Origin of the sequence: Prosthecobacter sp. (genome assembly GCF_014879935.1) — a bacterium.
Taxonomy (GTDB): Bacteria; Verrucomicrobiota; Verrucomicrobiia; order Verrucomicrobiales; family Verrucomicrobiaceae; genus Prosthecobacter.
Genome location: NZ_JACSRD010000091.1, coordinates 1 through 17,807, shown reverse-complemented (window position 1 = coordinate 17,807; position 17,807 = coordinate 1). Strand labels below are relative to the sequence as shown.

Sequence of the window (17,807 nt, the reverse complement as noted above, 5' to 3'; positions counted from 1 at the left end):
ACTTCCGGCGGAACCACGCGCGCCACCGGAAGAAAATCGCGTTCTTCCGGCGGAACCATGCGCGCCACCGGAAGAAAATCGCACACTTCCGGTGGACCTGGGTGCGTCTGTCTCGCTGCTCTCGGCTCGACATCCCTGATTCCGCATGCTAAACACCCCGCCCCATGTCCGCCCCTACCAACCGCATCGACGCCCGTTTTGCCCAGCTTCGCACCGCGAAGAAAAAGGCCTTTGTGGCCTATGTCTGCGCCGGTGATCCCACGCTTGATGCCACGATCGACATCGTTTTGGGCCTGGAACGCGCCGGAGTGGATGTCGTCGAACTGGGCGTGCCGTTTTCCGATCCGCTGGCCGATGGCGTGGTCAATCAAATGGCCGCCGACCGCGCGCTGAAGGCCGGAGCGAGCACGCCGGGTGTTTTGGAAATGATCCGCAAGCTCCGCACGCAGAGCCAGGTCCCGCTCGTCCTCTTCACCTACCTCAATCCCATCTACACCTACGGCTACGACCGCTTCCATCACGACGCGGCCGCGGCCGGAGCCGATGGCGTCCTCGTTCTCGATCTCCCGCCGGATGAAGCGGCGCAAAATGCCGAACTGAAGCCCGCGCCCGACCTCCGCCACATCCAGCTCATCGCCCCGACCTCGCCCGCCGACCGCATCGCCAGCATCGCGAAGAGCGCCGAGGGCTTCGTCTATTATGTGAGCCGCCTCGGCGTCACGGGAGCCCAGGCCGAGATCGCCACCGGCATCGCCGAGCAGGTCGCTGTGATCAAAGCGGCCACCGAAGTGCCCGTCTGCGTCGGATTCGGCGTCTCGAACCCCTCCCAAGCCGCCGAAATCGCCAGCAAAGCCGACGGCGTCGTCGTCGGCAGCGCCATCGTGAAGCTCATCGAGCAAAACGGCACCTCCGCCGACTGCGCCGAGAAGGTCGAAGCCTTCGTGAAGCCGCTCGTCGATGCGGTGCACGCGCTCTGATCACTCCGTCACGTCCTCAGTTGCGGGCAGGCACCAGCGTCGTATCATCCGATTCCATGTCGCACCCCGCCAAGACTCTGTCCGAGGCCACCGTCAATTGCTCGCCGCGCCCGTTGACTAATGGGGCGATCGCTGATTTCTGGGTGGAGACGTCGGAGGCTCGCGACCATCTGACTTGCTTCCGCATCAACGTCCGAAACATCCTTGAGCAACCCGTGGCTCAGCGAATACTTGTGTTCGGCCATCGTGGCTGCGGCAAAAGCACCGAGTTGAACAAAGTCATCTCCGAATTGGGGCCTGAATGGCTGCCGGTGACCCTTGTGGCAGGCGACTACCTCCCCGTCAGCGGCAATCAGGCTGCGGATGTCCTTCTCGCCGCTTGCACCCGCATGATCGAGGTGTCGAGGGACAATGGGCTTTCCTTGAGCGAAGCCGCCCTGGAACCCGTGGTGGAGTTCTTCAACGAGACCACCTCCACCCAGCATGAGACCCGCAGTTCGGACCTGGAGGTGGGTGCGGGCATCAACACCTCCAGCAGCCTCCTTGACAAGCTGATCGGCCTGTCAGCCAAATTCACCAGCGCCCTCAAGTTCGGTTCCCGCACGGACACCAGCACCGTGAGCAAGGTGCGCCAGCGCAAAGGCGAGCTCATGGCCAGTGTCAATGCCCTGGCGGTATCCATGGAGCAGGCATGGCGGACAAAGACGGAAAAGTCGAACGCCAAGGTCTTGCTCATCATTGAGGATCTCGACAAGCTGGGACTCGCTGATGCTCGGCACATTTTCGTAAATGATGGCCGCCTTCTCGGCGACATCGCCGTGCGTGCGATCTACACCGTGCCGGTCTTCACGTTTCATTCGCCTGAGGCCAGCTCGATCAAGTCCTACTTCGACCACACCATCGGCCTGCCGATGATCAAGACCTACACCCGCCATGGCAAGCCCTGCGAGGAAGGCCGCACCATCCTGCGCACCATCATCCGCCGCCGCGTGGCCGAGGACGTACTGCCAAAGGATGCCATGGAACTGCTCATCGAGCGCACCGGAGGCGTCCTGCGGGACATCTTTGACGCCATCCAATCCTGCGCCCAGTTCCTGCCAGTGCAGAAATCGAAAGTCATCGACAAGGAAAGCATCAAGGCCGCCCTCAACCGCATGGTAGCCACCATCGGCCTCCAGATCGGCTACCCGCCGGAGGAGAAAAAATCGCCAAAACCCCTGCAGCAGCGCCTTGCAGACATTGCCAGAGCCCAAGCCGCAGGCAGGGAGGTGGCCACAGAGCCCGACCCGGACCTGCAATACCTGCTCATGAGCGGCGCTCTCATCGAATACAACGGAGACCGTTGGCTCGGCGTTCACCCTCTCGCCAAGGACTATCTCAGGGAGCTGGGACTCGATGCCGGAATCCACTGAGCAAGACCTCCAGCACGAGCTGGAGCACTTTATCGACCAACATCGGAACGGTCTGGCCTTGCTGCGCTACCATTCCTTCCAGGCGTTTGAAAACTTGTGGAGGAAGATACGAGGTCCTCGCCCGATTGTGATCGAACGCTACCGGCCCCTGGCCCGCGATGAGCGTGCCTCGGCGTGGCAGCTCGTCGAGCGCTGCCGGGAGCATGCCCGGAACTCCCAGCCGGTCATCTTCCTCTGCCCTGACCCCGATGTGGAGGCGCTGAGTGACGCGGAGGTCCAGGCCGCCTTCTGGAAGGAGATGAATGCCTGCCGCGAGGCTCTCGGTGCCATCCCAGCCACCCTCATTCTCACGCTGGACGATGCCCAGACACCTGCCTGCTTCCATCATGGCAAGGACCTTGTCTCCTGGTGCTCGCCGAAGTTTGAATCACCCACCCGGGCTTCGCTGCCTGCCGCCAGCACGCTGGACCGCATCAGCATGCCCCGGTGGGGCAGCGATCACGCAGAGGCCACACCTTCCCTTATCTGGCGCTCCCTTCATCCCCTCCTTCTTCAGGAGGTGGCGGGAGGCCAGCCTCTGTCCCCAGATGCCGTCACTCGGCTCCTGTTCCCGCTCATGCGGCATGCCTTGGACACAGGATCTGTCACGGCTGCGGCCAGCCTGCTGGAAGTGGGGGATCGTGCCATCTTTGCCACGGATCGTGATCGCAGCCTTTGGCTCGACATGAAAGGCGACCTCGCTGTGGCGCAGGGCGATCTGGTCGGGGCCTTGCGCTCCTTCTCCGAGAGCAAGGCCATCGCCGAACGCCTCGCCCAGAGCGACCCCGCCAATGCCGAGTGGCAGCGCGACCTCTCCGTCTCGTTGGAGAAACTCGGCGACCTCGCCGTGGCGCAGGGCGATCTGGCCGGTGCCTTGCGCTCCTTCTCCGAGAGCAAGACCATCCGCGAACGGCTCGCCAAGAGCGGCCACACCAATGCCGGGTGGCAGCGCGACCTTTCCGTCTCGCTGAACAAGCTCGGCGACCTCGCCGTGGCGCAGGGCGATCTGGCCGGGGCCTTGCGCTCCTTCTCCGAGAGCAAGACCATCCGCGAACGCCTCGCCCAGAGCGACCACACCAATGCCGGGTGGCAGCGCGACCTTTCCGTCTCGCTGGAGAAACTCGGCAACCTCGCCGTGGCGCAGGGCGATCTGACCGGGGCCTTGCGTTCCTTCTCCGAGAGCAAGGATATCGCCGAACGCCTCGCCAAGAGCGATCCTGCCAATGCCCAGTGGCAGCGCGACCTCTCTGTCTCGCTGAACAAGCTCGGCGACCTCGCCATGGCGCAGGGTGATCTGGCCGGGGCCTTGCGCTCCTTCTCCGAGAGCAAGACCATCCGCGAACGCCTCGCCCCGAGCGACCCCGCCAATGCCCATTGGCAGCGCGACCTCTCCGTCTCGTTGGAGAAACTCGGCGACCTCGCCGTGGTGCAGGGTGATCTGGCCGGCGCCTTGCGTTCCTTCTCCGAGAGCAAGGACATCGCCGAACGCCTCGCCAAGAGCGACCCCGCCAATGCCGGGTGGCAGCGCGACCTTTCCTACAGCTGCTGGCTCATCGCCTCCAAGGTCTATGAACCGCAGGAGCGCTGGGCGGAGGCGCTGGAGCTGATGGAGCAGAGCCTGCGTATCGACGAACGTCTGGCGGCCACTGATCCGACAAATGTGACGTGGCAGAAGGATGTAAAGGTGAGCCGGGAGCTGGTGGAGAAGCTGCGGGCGAAGGTGAAGGAAGCGTGAGCAGCGCCGAGCTTCCCGATCCGCCGCAGTCTGGCGGCTGCGCCTACGTGGACGGCAGAAAATCGAAAAGCGGGCATCTGGCGGCCGTTCCCATCGGCTCCATGAAGCTTTTTCGTCTCTTCTTCCTCGTTTCGGCCTTTGTCCTTCCGCAGGCGTCCTTTTCGGCTCAGCCGAACCTGATCTGGATCATGGCCGACGATCTGGGCTATGCCGATCTCGGCTGTTACGGCCAGAAAGTCATCACCACGCCGAATCTCGACCGCATGGCGAAGGAAGGCCTGCGATTCACCCATTTCTACGCGGGAGCGACTGTGTGCGCACCGTCACGCAGCGTGTTGATGACCGGTTTGCATCATGGACACACACGGATTCGCGGAAACGCCGGCAAGACCAACCCGGCCGCCCAGGCGCTGAAGGCGGGCGATGTGACCGTGGCGGACGTTTTGAAGAAAGCGGGCTACCAGACCGCGCTGATCGGCAAATGGGGCCTGGGAAACGTCGGTGAGGCGGAAAGCGGCCTGCCACGGAAGCACGGCTTTGACTATTTCTACGGCTACCTGAGCCAGCACCACGCCCACAACCACTTCCCGGACTATCTCTGGCGCAATGAGACAAAGGAGCCGCTCTCGAACGTCATCGTGCCTGTGGGCGAGGATGGCGCAGGCTACGCGACGGAGGCGGTCCACTATGCGGACGATCTCTTCGCCGATGATGCGCTGAAATTCGTCAGCGAGAACAAGACCCGGCCCTTTTTCCTCTACTGGGCCATGGTCATCCCGCATGCGAACAATGAACGCGCCCGCGAGCTGGGCGATGGCGCCCATGTGCCCGACTACGGCCCCTACGCGGACAAGGACTGGCCGAAACAGGACAAAGGCCAGGCGGCGATGATCACGCGCCTCGACAGCTACGTCGGCCGCATGATGGAGCATCTCAAGTCCCTCGGCCTCGCGGAGAACACGCTGGTCATTTTCAGCAGCGACAACGGCCCGCACAATGAGAGCAAGCACAACCTGGAGCGCTTCGATCCCAACGGTCCCTACACCGGCATCAAACGCAGCCTCACCGACGGCGGCATCCGCGTGCCCTTCATCGCCTGGTGGCCGGGCAAGGTGAAGCCGGGCGAGTCCGATCACGTCGGCTACTTCCCCGATTTCATGCCCACAGCCGCCGAACTGGCCGGCGCACCCGCCCCGGAGGCCACCGACGGCCTCAGCCTCGTGCCGGTGCTCACAGGAAAGACGGATGCACAGAAGAAGCACGAGTTTCTCTACTGGGAATTCCACGAAGGCGGCTTCAAGCAGGCCGCGCTTTATCAAGGCCGCTGGAAGGGCATCCGCATGGGCGGCCCGGATGCGCCAGTGCAGCTCTTTGACCAGCAGAACGACGTCGCCGAGGAGACCAACGTGGCCGGCCAACATCCCGACATCGCCGCCAAGATTGGCGACTACCTCAAAACCGCCCGCAGCCCGCTCCCCGACTGGGAGCCGCAATGGAAGACGGGAGGCAAGAAGGCCAGGAAATAGACTGCCCGCTCGCTGCCCGGCAATCCCAGGCAAATGACAGCAGAACCAATCCACTCCACGGCCATGCTCCAACTGCCTTTTGAGTCCAAAATCCGAGTGCCCGAACCAGCCAGGACCCAATGACATCGTGAAGTCACTCACCCGCCGAACCACCCATTGATTGATCTCCTTCAACTCAATTCTGCTGTCACCCATTCTGCTGCCATCCAACTCCCCGAATCCCCCCATGAAGCGATCACTGCTCATTCTCACCCTCCTCGGCTCGATGCTCTCGGCTGCCGAGAAGCCCAACATCCTCTTCATCTTCTCCGATGACCACGCGCAGCACGCCATCTCCGCCTATGGCTCGAAGGTGAATCAGACGCCGAACATCGACCGGCTGGCGAAAGAAGGCGCGAGATTCACCAACAGCTTCGTCACCAATTCGATCTGCACGCCCAGCCGCGCCACCCTGCTCACCGGCCAGTATTCCCATCGAAATGGCGTCCCCGTCTTCAATCGCTTCGACGGCAGCCGCGATCACGTGGCGAAGCATCTGCAGCAAGGCGGCTACCACACCGGCATGATCGGGAAGTGGCACCTCGGCAGCGATCCCACCGGCTTCGACCGCTGGATCGTGCTGCCTGGACAGGGTGCGTATTGGAACCCGCAGTTCCTCCTCCCCGGAAAGAAAAAGACCACCATCGAAGGCCACTGCACCGACATCACCACCGATCTGGGCATCGAGTGGATGAAGACGCGCCCGAAGGACAAGCCGTTCTTCCTCATGCTGCACCAAAAAGCCCCGCATCGCGCCTGGGAGCCAGCCACGCGACACATCGAGATGTTCAAGGACAAGGTCATCCCCGAACCCGAAACACTGTGGGACGACTACGCCACGCGTCCCGCAGCGCTGCCGGTGAATGAGCAGACCGTCGCCCGCGATCTGACCCGCCGTGACTTGAAACTCACCCCGCCCGCCGATCTCAAAGGCCCCGCTTTGCAAAAGTGGATGAACGAAAAGCCCATGGAGCTGGAAATCGATGGCAAGGTGCTCACGGGCCAGGATCTCGTGAAGTGGAAGTATCAGAAATACATGCGCGACTACCTCGCCTGCGTGCAGGGCGTGGATGACGGCGTGGGCAAGGTGCTCGATTACCTCGATGAGGCCGGGCTGGCGGAAAACACCATCGTCATCTACTCCGCCGACAACGGCTGGTATCTCGGCGACCTCGGACTTTACGACAAGCGCTTCATGTATGAGCCCGGCCTGCATGTGCCGCTGCTTGTTCGTGGTCCCGGCGTGAAGAAAGGCAGCCTGCCCTCCCAATTCGTCGCCAACATCGACCTCGCGCCCACCTTCCTCGATCTGGCCGGCCTGCCTGTGCCAGACTTCATGCAAGGCCGCTCCATCGCAGCGCTGCTGCGTGGCGAGTCGCCGCCGGACTGGCGCAAGTCGATGTACTATCGCTACTACCACGACCCCGGTCACCACAACACCCGGGCTCACCTCGGCGTGCGCACCGCCACGCACAAACTCATCCACTACTGGAAGCAGGACGCGTATGAACTCTTCGACCTCACCGCCGATCCGCACGAGCAGCACAACCTGCTGTTCTCACAGGCCGATGCGCAGAATCCGGCCATCGCCACCAAGTTCACCGAGCTCAAAGGCGAACTCGCGCGATTGAAGCAGCACTACCAGGACACCGACGACCTCTACGCCGATCCCGCCACCTGGCCCGCCGGCAGCGCCGACGGCCCCTGGGATGCCTACCAGCCCAGCGGCATGAAATCAGTCTCCGAAGCCATTCAAGCGGCGCAGGACAGCCAGACGAAATGACCTCATGACGTCAAGCCGGCGGTGACTGCCGAACCACCTCATCATCCGCCCCCCTCCAACTCAATTCTGCTGTCACCCATTCTGCTGTCATCACCTCAGTCCCAACTCATCCATGACACGACTGCTCCTCCTCGCCACGTTGCTGTTCTCTGCCTTCAATCCGGCTACGTCATTCTCCGCCGGGCGGCCGAATCTCATCGTGTGCATCGCCGATGACGTCAGTTTCGACGACTTCGGCTGCTACGGCAGCAAAACGGCCCGCACGCCGCGCATCGATGCCCTGGCGGCCAGGGGCATGAAGTTCACGGAGGCGTATCTCACGGCCAGCAGTTGCAGCCCCAGCCGCTCCAGCATCATCACCAGCCGCTATCCGCACAACAACGGCCCCGCCGCGGAGCTGCACCAGCCCGTGGCCGCGCATCTGCCGTGGCTGCCGGGCGTGTTGCGCGAAAATGGCTACCACACCGCCATCGTGGGCAAAAACCACATGACACGCGCCGGCACCAGTGTCGGCGCTGAGACCTGGGACCTCATCGATCCGGGTGTCACTCCCGACAATCACGGTGGCGAGTCGAAATGGGCCGAAACGATCGTCAACCGGCCCAAGGACAAGCCGTTCTTCTTCTGGTTCGCCTCGCTCGATGCGCATCGCAACTGGGAGGCAGACGACGAGTGGGATGAAGGCCGTTATGGCCCGAAACATCGCCCGCAGGACATCACCGTGCCGCCCTTCCTCGCCGATGACGCGGCCACGCGTGCCGATCTGGCCTCGTATCACAACGAGATCACACGCTTCGACCACTTTGTCGGCCAAGTGGCGGATGCGCTGGCCGCGCAGGGCATCCTCGACAACACGCTGATCGTCATCCTCGCCGACAACGGCCGCCCCTTCCCGCGTGCGAAGACACGGCTGCACGATTCCGGCATGAAAACCGCGCTGGTGGCCCATTGGCCTGCTGGAATCGCCAAAGCCGGATCGTCCTCCGCCAGTCTCGTCAGTTCCATCGACATCGCGCCGACCTTTCTCGAGGCCGCGGGCGTGAAGGCGCCGCCCAGCTTTCAAGGCGTCAGTTTCATGCCGCTTTTCAAAGATCCGCAGGCGGTGACGCGTCATCACGCCTTCTCCGAGCACAACTGGCACGACTACGAGGCGCACGGTCGTGGCGTGCGCACGGATGGATGGCTCTACATCCGCAACCAACGCCCCGCCCTCGCCTGGCAGGGGCCCGCCGACTCTGTGCGCTCTCCCTCTCACGAATCACTCAAGTCACTGCGGGACGCGAAAAAACTCACCCCGGCTCAAGCGGATGTTTTCCTCGCGCCACGGCCCGTTGAGGAACTTTATCAATCGTCCGGCGATCCGCTCCAGCTTCACAATCTGGCCACGGATGCCGCGTATGCCGGAACCACGGCTCGTATCGCCGCATTGCTCGACCAATGGACCAGCGAAACAGGCGATGCCACGCCGGACAACCTCACGCCCGATGGCTTTGATCGCGAGACCGGCAAAGCGATCGGCAAAAAGAAGCAGACACGCGGTGATTATCCCGGCCTGCCGAAAGACGCCGCGCACATCAACGCACCCGGCCCCCGCTGAACCCGTACCTTCCTCAATTTCACGATCATGAAGCTCCTGTTCTCATCCCTCGCCGTCCTGGCACTGGCCTGCACCATCACGCATGCGGCAGACACCCAGCCGAACATCATCTTTGTCATGGCGGATGACATGGGCTGGGGACAGACCGGCTATCGAGGCCATCCCGTGCTCAAAACGCCGAATCTCGACGCGATGGCGGCGAACGGGCTGCGCTTTGAGCGCTTTTACGCGGGCGGCCCGGTTTGCTCCCCCACACGTGCCTCGGTGCTCACCGGTCGTTCACACGACCGCACTGGTGTTCTCACGCATGGCTATGCGCTCCGGCTGCAGGAGAAAACGATCGCGCAGGCTTTGAATGGCTCCGGTTATGCGACCGGACACTTCGGCAAATGGCACCTCAACGGCCACAAAGGCCCGGGCGCGCCGATCTTTGCCGATGATCCGCGCAATCCGGGCGCGTTCGGTTTCGACGAGTGGGTGTCCGTGTCGAACTTCTACGATGTGGACCCGATCATGAGCCGCGCGGGGACGTTTGAGCAGATGAAAGGCGACTCGTCCGACATCGCCGTGGGAGAGGCGGTGAAGTTTCTCGAAAAACACCACGGCGGTGGCAGGCCGCTCTTTGCCGTGATCTGGTTTGGCTCGCCGCACAGCCCGTTCAAGGCCCTGTCGGCGGACAAGACATCCTTTGCGCAGCTCGATGAGTCCTCGGCCAATCACTACGGCGAACTGGCCGCCATGGACCGCAGCATCGGCACGCTGCGCGGCAGGTTGCGTGACCTGGGCCTCGCTGAAAACACGCTGCTCGTCTTTTGCAGCGACAATGGCGGACTGCCCGGCATCACGCCTGAAACCGTCGGTGGTCTGCGCGGCCATAAAGGCAGCGTGTTCGAGGGCGGCATCCGCGTCCCCGGCATCATCGAATGGCCGACCGTCATCAAACCGCGCGTCACCAGTCATCCTGCCTGCGTGATGGATCTTTTCCCCACGGTCGTGGACATCCTGGGCCTGCCGGACAGTGTCATGATGAAACCACTCGACGGCAGAAGCCTCAAGCCATTGCTCACTGGCGAAACGGGCCTGCGCGACCGGCCCATCGGCTTCCGCTATCATGCCAAACGCGCCTGGGTGGACGACCGCCACAAGCTGCTGACCGACAACCTGGACGGCGGCAAATTCGAGCTTTACGACATCGTGACCGATCCGAACGAGACCCACGATCTCGCCACTGAAAAACCGGAACTGCTCGCGAAGATGAAGCAGCAACTGCTGGCCTGGAACGCGACGATGGAGGCGAGTTTTGCCGGCAAGGACTATCCCGAGGGCAAAGTCTCGCCGCCCGATCCCGAATCGGTGAACTGGTTCGACACGCCGCAGTATCAGCCCTTCCTCGCCGAGTGGAAGAAGCACTGGCAGTTCCAGAGCTACCTCGATCCCAAAGCGGGTGGCAAAAAGAAGAAGAAACGCTGATCACCCGGACCCTACCACCCCTCTTTGTCATGAACCTTCACACCCTGCTCCTGCTCGCACTGCTGGCCACGCTGCCACCGGCCGCCGCGGCCTCGAAACCGAACATCATCATCCTCTTCGCCGACGACCTCGGCTATGGCGACCTCGGCTGTTACGGTTCTCCGGTCATTCGCACGCCGAATCTCGACCGCATGGCCGCCGAAGGTCTGCGCTTCACGGATTTCTACTCGGCGGCGGAGGTCTGCACGCCCAGCCGTGCCGCTTTGCTCACGGGGCGGCTGCCAATCCGCAGCGGCATGTGTGGTGACCGCCGTGTCCTCTTCCCCAACTCCGAGGGCGGCCTGCCACCGGCCGAGATCACCATCGCCGAGGCCTTGAAGGAGAAAGGCTATGCCACCATGCAGATCGGGAAATGGCACCTCGGCATCCACGAGGGATCACGTCCGCTGGACCAGGGCTTCGACCATCAGTTCGGCCTGCCTTACTCGAACGACATGGATGCACGGCCTGGCCTGCCCAAAGGCAGCACCGGCTCCCCCAATCCGCCGCACGATGGCTGGAACGTGGCGCTGATGCGGGATGGAAAGGTCGTCGAACAACCTGCCGACCAGACCACTTTGACGAAGCGCTACACGGCCGAAGCGGTGAAGTTCATCCGCGAGAAAAAAGGCGGCCCCTTCTTCCTCTACATGCCGCACACCTTCCCCCATGTGCCGATGTTCGCGTCTCCCGCATTCAGAGGCAAAAACCGCGCCGGCATCTTCGGCGACGCCGTGGAGGAACTCGACTGGAGCGTGGGCCAGGTGCTCGAAGCGCTGCGTTCGGAGGGCATCGCGGAAAACACACTGGTCTTCTTCACCAGCGACAACGGCCCCTGGCTCATCATGGGTGATCAAGGCGGCAGCGCCGGCCTGCTCAAGGATGGCAAAGGCAGCACCTGGGAGGGCGGCATGCGCGTCCCTGGCATCGCGTGGATGCCCGGACGCATCAAACCCGGCGTCACCAGCCAGCTCGCCAGCACCATGGACCTGCTGCCCACGGCGCTCGCCCTCGCCGAGACACCGCTGCCGAAAGGCGTCACACTCGATGGCACGGATCTCGCGCCTCTGCTTTTCGATTCGAAGCCGCTTCCAGCACGGCCGTTCTTCTACTATCGGGGGGACCAGCTCTTTGCCTGCCGTGTGGGTGAGTGGAAGGCCCACTTCAAAACGCAAACTGGCTACGGCCAGCCCAAGGCGGACGCGCACGAACCGCCACTGCTGTTTCACCTTGGCCGCGATCCTTCGGAGAAACGCGACGTCGCCGCCGAACACCCGGAAGTGATCGCCGAGATCCACGAAGCGGTGAAACAACACCAAGCCACCGTCGTGCCCGGTGTGCCGCAATTGAAGTGAGTCAGCAGAACTCGCCAGCGACGGGATGCAGTTGCCTCACTCTGCTTTCTTCATCTTCTGGCGTTTTCCTCTCTCCAGACGCGCTTTGGCAGCTTCAGGACTGACATCGGTGCTCCACAGCGGCTCCGGCAGTGTCGCGGCCCAAGCGTCATAAGCGTTCTGTAACTCGGCGAGCTTTGCAGGTTCCTTCTCGCTCAAGTCGTGCAGTTCGCCGGGATCCGCCGCCAGATGAATCAGGCGCGGCCTCGGTTTGGCGGCGGGGAGATCGTGCCAGCCGTTGTGCGTGACGAGTTTCCAATCGCCCATGCGAATCGCCCAGATGCCGCGTGCCGTCATGCGCCAGTAGAGCACGTCATGCGGGCGGCCGGTTTTCTCGCCCTTGAAGAACGGAATCAAGTCCACGCCATCCAATGGAGAACGAGTTTTCAACTCGTTCTGAACGGGTTGAAAACCCGTTCTACTTTCTGTCGCCGCTTCTATCGCCGTCGCCGCAATATCCAGGCTGCTCACCGGCTGCTCATACACCTTCCCCGCAGGCAGTTCGGCCTTCCACTGCACGAGGTAAGGCGTGCGGATGCCGCCTTCGAGCATGTGACCTTTTTCGCCGCTCAGAGGCGTGTTCAGCGAACTGTTGCGGTCCAGCGGGCCGCCGTTGTCGCTCAGGAAAAAGATCAGCGTGTTGTCTTCCGCGCCCCGTGACCTCAGTTCGGTCAAAATGGCGCCCACGGCGTCATCCAGGGCGCTGACCATGGCCGCATACGTCCGGCGCTGCTCATCAGCAATGTGAGCGAACCGCTGCAGATACTTCTCCGTGGCCTGGGTCGGCGTGTGCGGGGCATTGAAGGCCACGTAAAGAAACCACGGCTTCGCCGGATCGCTGCGACGGATGAACTCACAGGCTGCCCGGCCGTTGATGTCGGTCAGGTAATCATTCGCGAACTCGAACGGCTTCCCGTCCCAGCCCTCCAGTGCATACGTTCCTCCTTTGCCGCCGTCCTTCGACGCGAAGTAATCATGCGAGCCGCCGATGTGGCCGAAATACTCGTCAAAGCCCCGCTGCTTCGGATGAAACTTCGCCACGTCGCCCAAATGCCACTTTCCCACGCAACCGGTGCGATAGCCCGCGGCCTTCAAATGATCCGCCAGCGTCTTTTCCGTCACCGGGAGGCCGCGCACGCCCGTTTCATCACGCCCTTCCCAGTTGATCTCATGCCCGAACCGCGACTGCGACCTCCCCGTCAGCAGCCCTGCCCGGCTCGGCGAGCACATGCAGGATGAGATGTAGCCCTGCGTGCACCTCACACCATTCTTCGCCAGGGAATCGATGTTCGGCGTCTGGGTGTCCTTCGACCCCTGGCAGCTCAGATCCGCACTGCCTTGATCATCTGAGAACAGAATGAGCACATTCGGCGGTGCGGCAGTGAGAAGGGATGAGCAAAGGGCAAAGACAAGGGTGAATCGACGCATGGTCGCGCGGAAACGCGGCCGGCACCTCACTCCTTCGCCTTTTTGCCGGCCTTCTTTTTCTTCTTCGGTCCCTCCGCGTCCGTTTTGGCAGCCTTGGGCATGCGGGTCAGCGCTTTAAGCTCGGTCGCCTGGCCTTCATCACCTTGCTGACGCATCCAGGAGTCGAGCTGGATGCGAAGCGCGGCAAGCGGAGCGGCGTGTTTCGGATCGTTGGCGAGGTTTTGCCGGTTCCAGGGATCTCGTTCGCAGTCGTAGAGTTCCTCGCCAGGACGGTGCTGATAGTCGTGGACAAGGCGCTTCGCGTTTTCATCCGCTTTGGCGGCCATTTGGATCCAGGTCTGGAAGGTAGGATCGTGCGTGGCGGCGTTTTCGAAGGTGATTTCCGGCGTGAAGTTGCGGATGTAGCGGTAGCGAGCATCGCGCACCGAACGGATGCCGAAGTATTCGGACCCGTGATGGATGCCCCGCGTGGTTTGCAACCCGAAGACGTGCGTCTTGTGCGTGGTGGCACCACCCTTGAGCACCGGAACGAAGCTGCGGCCATCCAGAACGCCCGGGCGCTCCACGCCTGCGGCTTCCAGGAAGGTGGGAACGACATCCACATACTCGATGAGAGCGTCGCTGACACTGCCGGGCTTCGTTTGACCCGGCCAGCGAGCGATGCAGGCGCTGGCCAGCCCCACATCGTAACAGGTCCACTTCGCGAAGGGGAAACTATTCCCCTGCTCGCTCAAAACCATGACGAGCGTGTGGTCGCGATGCGCGGATTGATCGAGCAGCCCGAGGAAGTCGCCGACTTGAGAGTCGAAGAAGGTGATCTCGGCGAGATATTTCGAGAAACCCTCGCGGGTGTCCGGCGCATCGACCAACACGGGCGGCAGTTTCAACGACGCAGGGGGATACTGCGATGGATCACCCTGATTCCACGGCGTGTGTGGCTCGTGCGATGCGGCGATGAAAAGGAAGGGCTTGCCCGACGCCGTGCTGCTTTTCAGCACCTCGGCGAAGGCCGCAGGATCGGGATTCTCCGTGCCGCTGTAGTCGAAGGGGAAGACGGATTTCGGGTTGATGTGCGTCTTGCCGGACAAATGCGTGGTGTAACCGGCGGCCTGAAGGTAGTGGGCGATGCTTTTCACCCAGTCATAGGCCATCGTGTGATTCGGATAGGCTCCCGACTTCACCGGATAAAGACCGGTGTAGAGGCAGTGCCGCGTGGGGGAGCACATCGGCGCCGCCTGGAAGCAGCGCGTGAATTTCATGCCCTCGCCCGCCAGCCGCATCAGATGCGGAGTGCGCGCCTGGCCGCCGTACACCTCCATGTCGCGATAGGTACAGTCATCCGCGATGATGAGCAGCAGATTGGGCTGCGCCGCCGTCAACGGCAAACAAAGCGCGAGCAGACAGAGGATGAGCAATGGATGTTTCATGGTCATTTGGCGGCTTTCTTCTTTCCTTTGCCCTTCTTCCCTTTCCCTTCGCCTGGATAAGGCAGCACATGGGCACGTTCGGCCCACGATTGCCATTCAGCAGCGAGTTCCTTCACTTTTTCCGGTTGGGCGGCAGCGAGATCGTGCTGCTCGGTGCGGTCGGCTTTGAGGTCGTAGAGCTCCCAGGGGCCGTTTCGGCCGGTGCGGACGAGTTTGAGATCGCCGTGACGCACGGCGGCGTTGCCTTCGTGCTCCCAGAAGAGAGGGCGGGAGACTGGGAGACTTGGAGAAGGGGAGAGAAGGAGAGGTTTGAGTGAAACGCCTTCCATCGGAGTGATCGAGTGGCCCTTTTGCTCTTTGGGATAGCTGGCACCGCTGACATCAACGCACGTCGCCATGATGTCGATGAGGTGGGAAGGGGTGTGGCGGAGCTCGTTCCTGGCCTCGATGCCCACCGGCCAGTGCGCGATGAGCGGCGTGGCGATGCCGCCTTCGTGGTTGTAGTGCTTGTATTTGCGGAACGGGGCGTTTTCCAGGAAAGCCCAGCTTTCGCCGCAGAACCAATTCGAGGCGGCTTGGGTCGGATCGCCGTCGCTGCGGCCGCCGGGGCCGGATTCGGCGTTGCCGCCGTTGTCGCTCATGAAGAGGATGAGCGTGTTTTCGAGCACGCCACGCTCTTTGAGGCCGCTGACGAGGTCGCCGATGGCCTGGTCCATGCGGTGCACGGTGGCGGCATAGACGGCCATGAGATGGTCAAAGCGGTCCTGCTCCTCCGGCGTGTGATCTTTCCACAGCTTGATGGTGGGCGGGCGTGGCGACTTCTCCCAGAGGGCGTCGATGATGCCGAGTTCCTTCTGCCGGGCGATGCGGGCATCGCGCAGTGCTCCCCAACCGTCTTTGTATTTGCCGCGAAATTTGGCGATGGCATCCGCAGGAGCTTGGAGCGGGAAATGCGGTGCGTTGTGGCAGAGGTGCAGGTAAAACGGCTTCTTCGCGGCGAGCGCTTCGTCGATGAACTTCAAGCCAAAGGTCGTCCACAGATCGGTCGAATACCAGTCCTTCGGCAGACGCGGATCGTCGTTGGCGATGGCTTCGCCATTGAGGAAGAGCTTCGCTTTCGCCTTGTCGCCTCCTGCGAAGTAAAAGCCGCCCGCCGCGGCATTCAGCGAACGATCGAAACCGCGTTCCCAAGGCACCACGCCGAGATTTTGACCCACATGCCACTTTCCGGTCATCGCAGTGAAGTAGCCAGCAGGCCGCAGCACCTCGGCGATGGTCACGCAGGAGTTGTTGAGCCGGCCTTGATAGCCCGGCACGCCCTTGTCATCGGTCATGTGCCCGATGCCGGCCTGATGCGAATAGAGGCCGGTGAGCAACGAGGCACGCGTGGGGCAGCAGCGACCGGTGTTGTAGAACTGCGTGAAGCGCAGGCCGTTCTTCGCCAGAGCATCGAGATTCGGCGTGGGAATCTCTGAGCCATAGCAGCCGAGGTCCGCGAAGCCCATGTCATCGACGAGGATGACGACGATGTTGGGCTTTTCCGCGGCTTGGAGGAAACCACAGAGCACACAGAGGAGCACAGAGAGGAGGCATTTCATGGCGAGCTGCTAAACGACGAACACTCGGTCATCTTCCGGTTGGATTTGGCGGGTATCACGACAAGGTGGCACTCATGATCCGATCTGCCTGCGCCGCTTTCTTTGCCCTCATCGTCTCCACAGCCCTCGCCGAGGAGCCGAAGTGGATTCCGCTCTTCAATGGCAAGGATCTGACCGGGTGGACGATCAAGATCGCGAAGCGGCCTCTGGGTGAGAATTTTGCGAACACCTTCCGCGTCGAGGACGGCATCCTGAAGGTCAGCTACGATGGCTACGAGAAGTTTGACCAGCAATACGGGCACCTTTTCACCAACTTGGCCTACTCGCACTACATCCTGCGCATGGAGTATCGCTTCACCGGCGCGATGATGGCCGACGCGCCGAAGTATGTGAACCTCAACAGCGGCGTGATGCTGCATGCGCAGCCGCCGCAGAGCATGCGCTTCGATCAGGGCTTTCCGTCGAGCCTGGAAATGCAATTCCTCGCCGATGAGGGCAAAGGACCTCGCCCCACGGGCAATCTCTGCACGCCAGGCACGCATGTGGAGATGGCGGGGCAGCTTTTCACGAAGCACATCGCCAAATCGAGCTCGCCGACCTTTCCTGCGGAGGAGTGGGTGCGTGCGGAGATGGAGGTGCGCGGCCACGACGTGATCATCCACCGCATCAACGGCGTCGAAGTGCTGCGTTACCAACATCCGGTGCTCGATCCCGCCTGCACCATCGCCCCCGCCAGCGACATCACCGCCGCCGGTGGCGATGTGAAGCTGAGCTACGGCCACATCGCTCTGCAAGCCGAGGGTCAGCCGGTGTGGTTTCGGAAGATCGAGCTGATGCCGCTGGAGAAGTGATGGTTCAATCTACTACACTATAACATGAAGAACCAATGGTAGGACTGCAGGCTGTTATGACCGAGTGGCTAATGAATGAAATCTCCCGGTCGAAGTGCAGAATAGAACTTTGCTAAGCAAGTCATTAACATCAGCAACTGATGTGTGGCTATTTGCTTTGACCCCATGCTGCTAGCCCCCCCATGAAGCCGCATACAGCACCCACTGCGGCATAGTGCGTAGATTTCCCAAAAAACAGACCAACAATTGCGCCACATGCTCCGCCAATAACACAGCCGCCTAATACAAGAAAAAACAAGGAGCCAATGCTAGAAGCAATCCCCAAGAGGCAGCCCCTGTTGGCTTTCTGACGTTGCCTCTGTCGAACTTCATCCTTAGATAGACGATGCCTTTTGGCTGCTTCGTTGCGAATTGGTGCAATGAATTGTTGAACTGAGCCGCTGCGCGGAGGGTGCGTGAGGGGAGTTTGGATGGGGAGTACGCTGGGGGGCT

The 17,807-nt window shown here is 62.0% G+C and carries 12 protein-coding genes; 9 read left to right on the top strand and 3 right to left on the bottom strand.

The genetic code is table 11. The annotated features are described in order from the left end of the window. Nucleotides 1-164 precede the first annotated feature (164 nt). From trpA to IAE77_RS05370, 8 genes are all read left to right on the top strand, one after another. Entirely contained in the window at nucleotides 165-977 is an 813-nt protein-coding gene (gene trpA, locus IAE77_RS05405) for a tryptophan synthase subunit alpha (protein ID WP_294222955.1), read from the top strand. Between the two features lie 56 nt (nucleotides 978-1,033). Then, nucleotides 1,034-2,389: a hypothetical protein gene (locus IAE77_RS05400; RefSeq protein WP_294222952.1), complete on the top strand. Its 1,356-nt coding sequence runs from the start codon at nucleotides 1,034-1,036 to the stop codon at nucleotides 2,387-2,389. Then, nucleotides 2,373-4,163, top strand: a complete 1,791-nt coding sequence (locus tag IAE77_RS05395) for a tetratricopeptide repeat protein (RefSeq protein WP_294222949.1) — start codon at nucleotides 2,373-2,375, stop codon at nucleotides 4,161-4,163. The genes IAE77_RS05400 and IAE77_RS05395 overlap by 17 nt, the downstream gene beginning before the upstream one ends. Continuing rightward, on the top strand, nucleotides 4,160-5,689 hold the full coding sequence (locus IAE77_RS05390) for an arylsulfatase (protein ID WP_294222946.1): 1,530 nt from the start codon (nucleotides 4,160-4,162) through the stop codon (nucleotides 5,687-5,689). Before IAE77_RS05395 ends, IAE77_RS05390 begins: the two co-directional genes overlap by 4 nt. 226 nt (nucleotides 5,690-5,915) lie before the next feature. Beyond that, on the top strand, nucleotides 5,916-7,511 hold the full coding sequence (locus tag IAE77_RS05385; protein ID WP_294222944.1) for a sulfatase: 1,596 nt from the start codon (nucleotides 5,916-5,918) through the stop codon (nucleotides 7,509-7,511). Between the two features lie 112 nt (nucleotides 7,512-7,623). After that, on the top strand, nucleotides 7,624-9,108 hold the full coding sequence (locus IAE77_RS05380; RefSeq protein ID WP_294222941.1) for a sulfatase: 1,485 nt from the start codon (nucleotides 7,624-7,626) through the stop codon (nucleotides 9,106-9,108). 27 nt (nucleotides 9,109-9,135) lie between these two features. Then, a complete protein-coding gene (locus IAE77_RS05375; RefSeq protein ID WP_294222939.1) occupies nucleotides 9,136-10,578 on the top strand; it encodes a sulfatase-like hydrolase/transferase in 1,443 nt (480 codons plus the stop codon). A 29-nt stretch (nucleotides 10,579-10,607) separates the two neighbouring features. Beyond that, nucleotides 10,608-11,972, top strand: coding sequence for a sulfatase (locus IAE77_RS05370; RefSeq protein WP_294222937.1), 1,365 nt, complete (start codon nucleotides 10,608-10,610; stop codon nucleotides 11,970-11,972). Nucleotides 11,973-12,008: 36 nt separating this feature from the next. Here the strand turns inward: IAE77_RS05370 and IAE77_RS05365 are convergent, their stop codons facing one another. The 3 genes from IAE77_RS05365 to IAE77_RS05355 are packed head-to-tail and all read right to left on the bottom strand — an operon-like array spanning nucleotide 12,009 to nucleotide 16,464. Beyond that, nucleotides 12,009-13,439, bottom strand: a complete 1,431-nt coding sequence (locus tag IAE77_RS05365) for a sulfatase-like hydrolase/transferase (RefSeq protein ID WP_294222934.1) — start codon at nucleotides 13,437-13,439, stop codon at nucleotides 12,009-12,011. 26 nt (nucleotides 13,440-13,465) lie between these two features. Then, nucleotides 13,466-14,866, bottom strand: a complete 1,401-nt coding sequence (locus tag IAE77_RS05360) for a sulfatase (RefSeq protein WP_294222932.1) — start codon at nucleotides 14,864-14,866, stop codon at nucleotides 13,466-13,468. 2 nt (nucleotides 14,867-14,868) lie between these two features. Then, nucleotides 14,869-16,464, bottom strand: a complete 1,596-nt coding sequence (locus tag IAE77_RS05355; protein ID WP_294222930.1) for an arylsulfatase — start codon at nucleotides 16,462-16,464, stop codon at nucleotides 14,869-14,871. A gap of 74 nt (nucleotides 16,465-16,538) precedes the next feature. On the opposite strand from IAE77_RS05355, the gene IAE77_RS05350 reads away from it, so the two are divergent. Beyond that, nucleotides 16,539-17,315, top strand: a complete 777-nt coding sequence (locus IAE77_RS05350; RefSeq protein ID WP_294222928.1) for a DUF1080 domain-containing protein — start codon at nucleotides 16,539-16,541, stop codon at nucleotides 17,313-17,315. The last annotated feature ends 492 nt before the right edge of the window (nucleotides 17,316-17,807 follow it).

Bases quoted from the DNA above. Each gene is read 5' to 3' on its own strand.
- trpA (WP_294222955.1), top strand. From the start codon at position 165: ATGTCCGCCCCTACCAACCGCATCGACGCCCGTTTTGCCCAGCTTCGC.
- IAE77_RS05400 (WP_294222952.1), top strand. From the start codon at position 1,034: ATGTCGCACCCCGCCAAGACTCTGTCCGAGGCCACCGTCAATTGCTCG.
- IAE77_RS05395 (WP_294222949.1), top strand. From the start codon at position 2,373: ATGCCGGAATCCACTGAGCAAGACCTCCAGCACGAGCTGGAGCACTTT.
- IAE77_RS05385 (WP_294222944.1), top strand. From the start codon at position 5,916: ATGAAGCGATCACTGCTCATTCTCACCCTCCTCGGCTCGATGCTCTCG.
- IAE77_RS05380 (WP_294222941.1), top strand. From the start codon at position 7,624: ATGACACGACTGCTCCTCCTCGCCACGTTGCTGTTCTCTGCCTTCAAT.
- IAE77_RS05375 (WP_294222939.1), top strand. From the start codon at position 9,136: ATGAAGCTCCTGTTCTCATCCCTCGCCGTCCTGGCACTGGCCTGCACC.
- IAE77_RS05370 (WP_294222937.1), top strand. From the start codon at position 10,608: ATGAACCTTCACACCCTGCTCCTGCTCGCACTGCTGGCCACGCTGCCA.
- IAE77_RS05365 (WP_294222934.1), bottom strand. From the start codon at position 13,439: ATGCGTCGATTCACCCTTGTCTTTGCCCTTTGCTCATCCCTTCTCACT.
- IAE77_RS05360 (WP_294222932.1), bottom strand. From the start codon at position 14,866: ATGAAACATCCATTGCTCATCCTCTGTCTGCTCGCGCTTTGTTTGCCG.
- IAE77_RS05355 (WP_294222930.1), bottom strand. From the start codon at position 16,464: ATGAAATGCCTCCTCTCTGTGCTCCTCTGTGTGCTCTGTGGTTTCCTC.
- IAE77_RS05350 (WP_294222928.1), top strand. From the start codon at position 16,539: ATGATCCGATCTGCCTGCGCCGCTTTCTTTGCCCTCATCGTCTCCACA.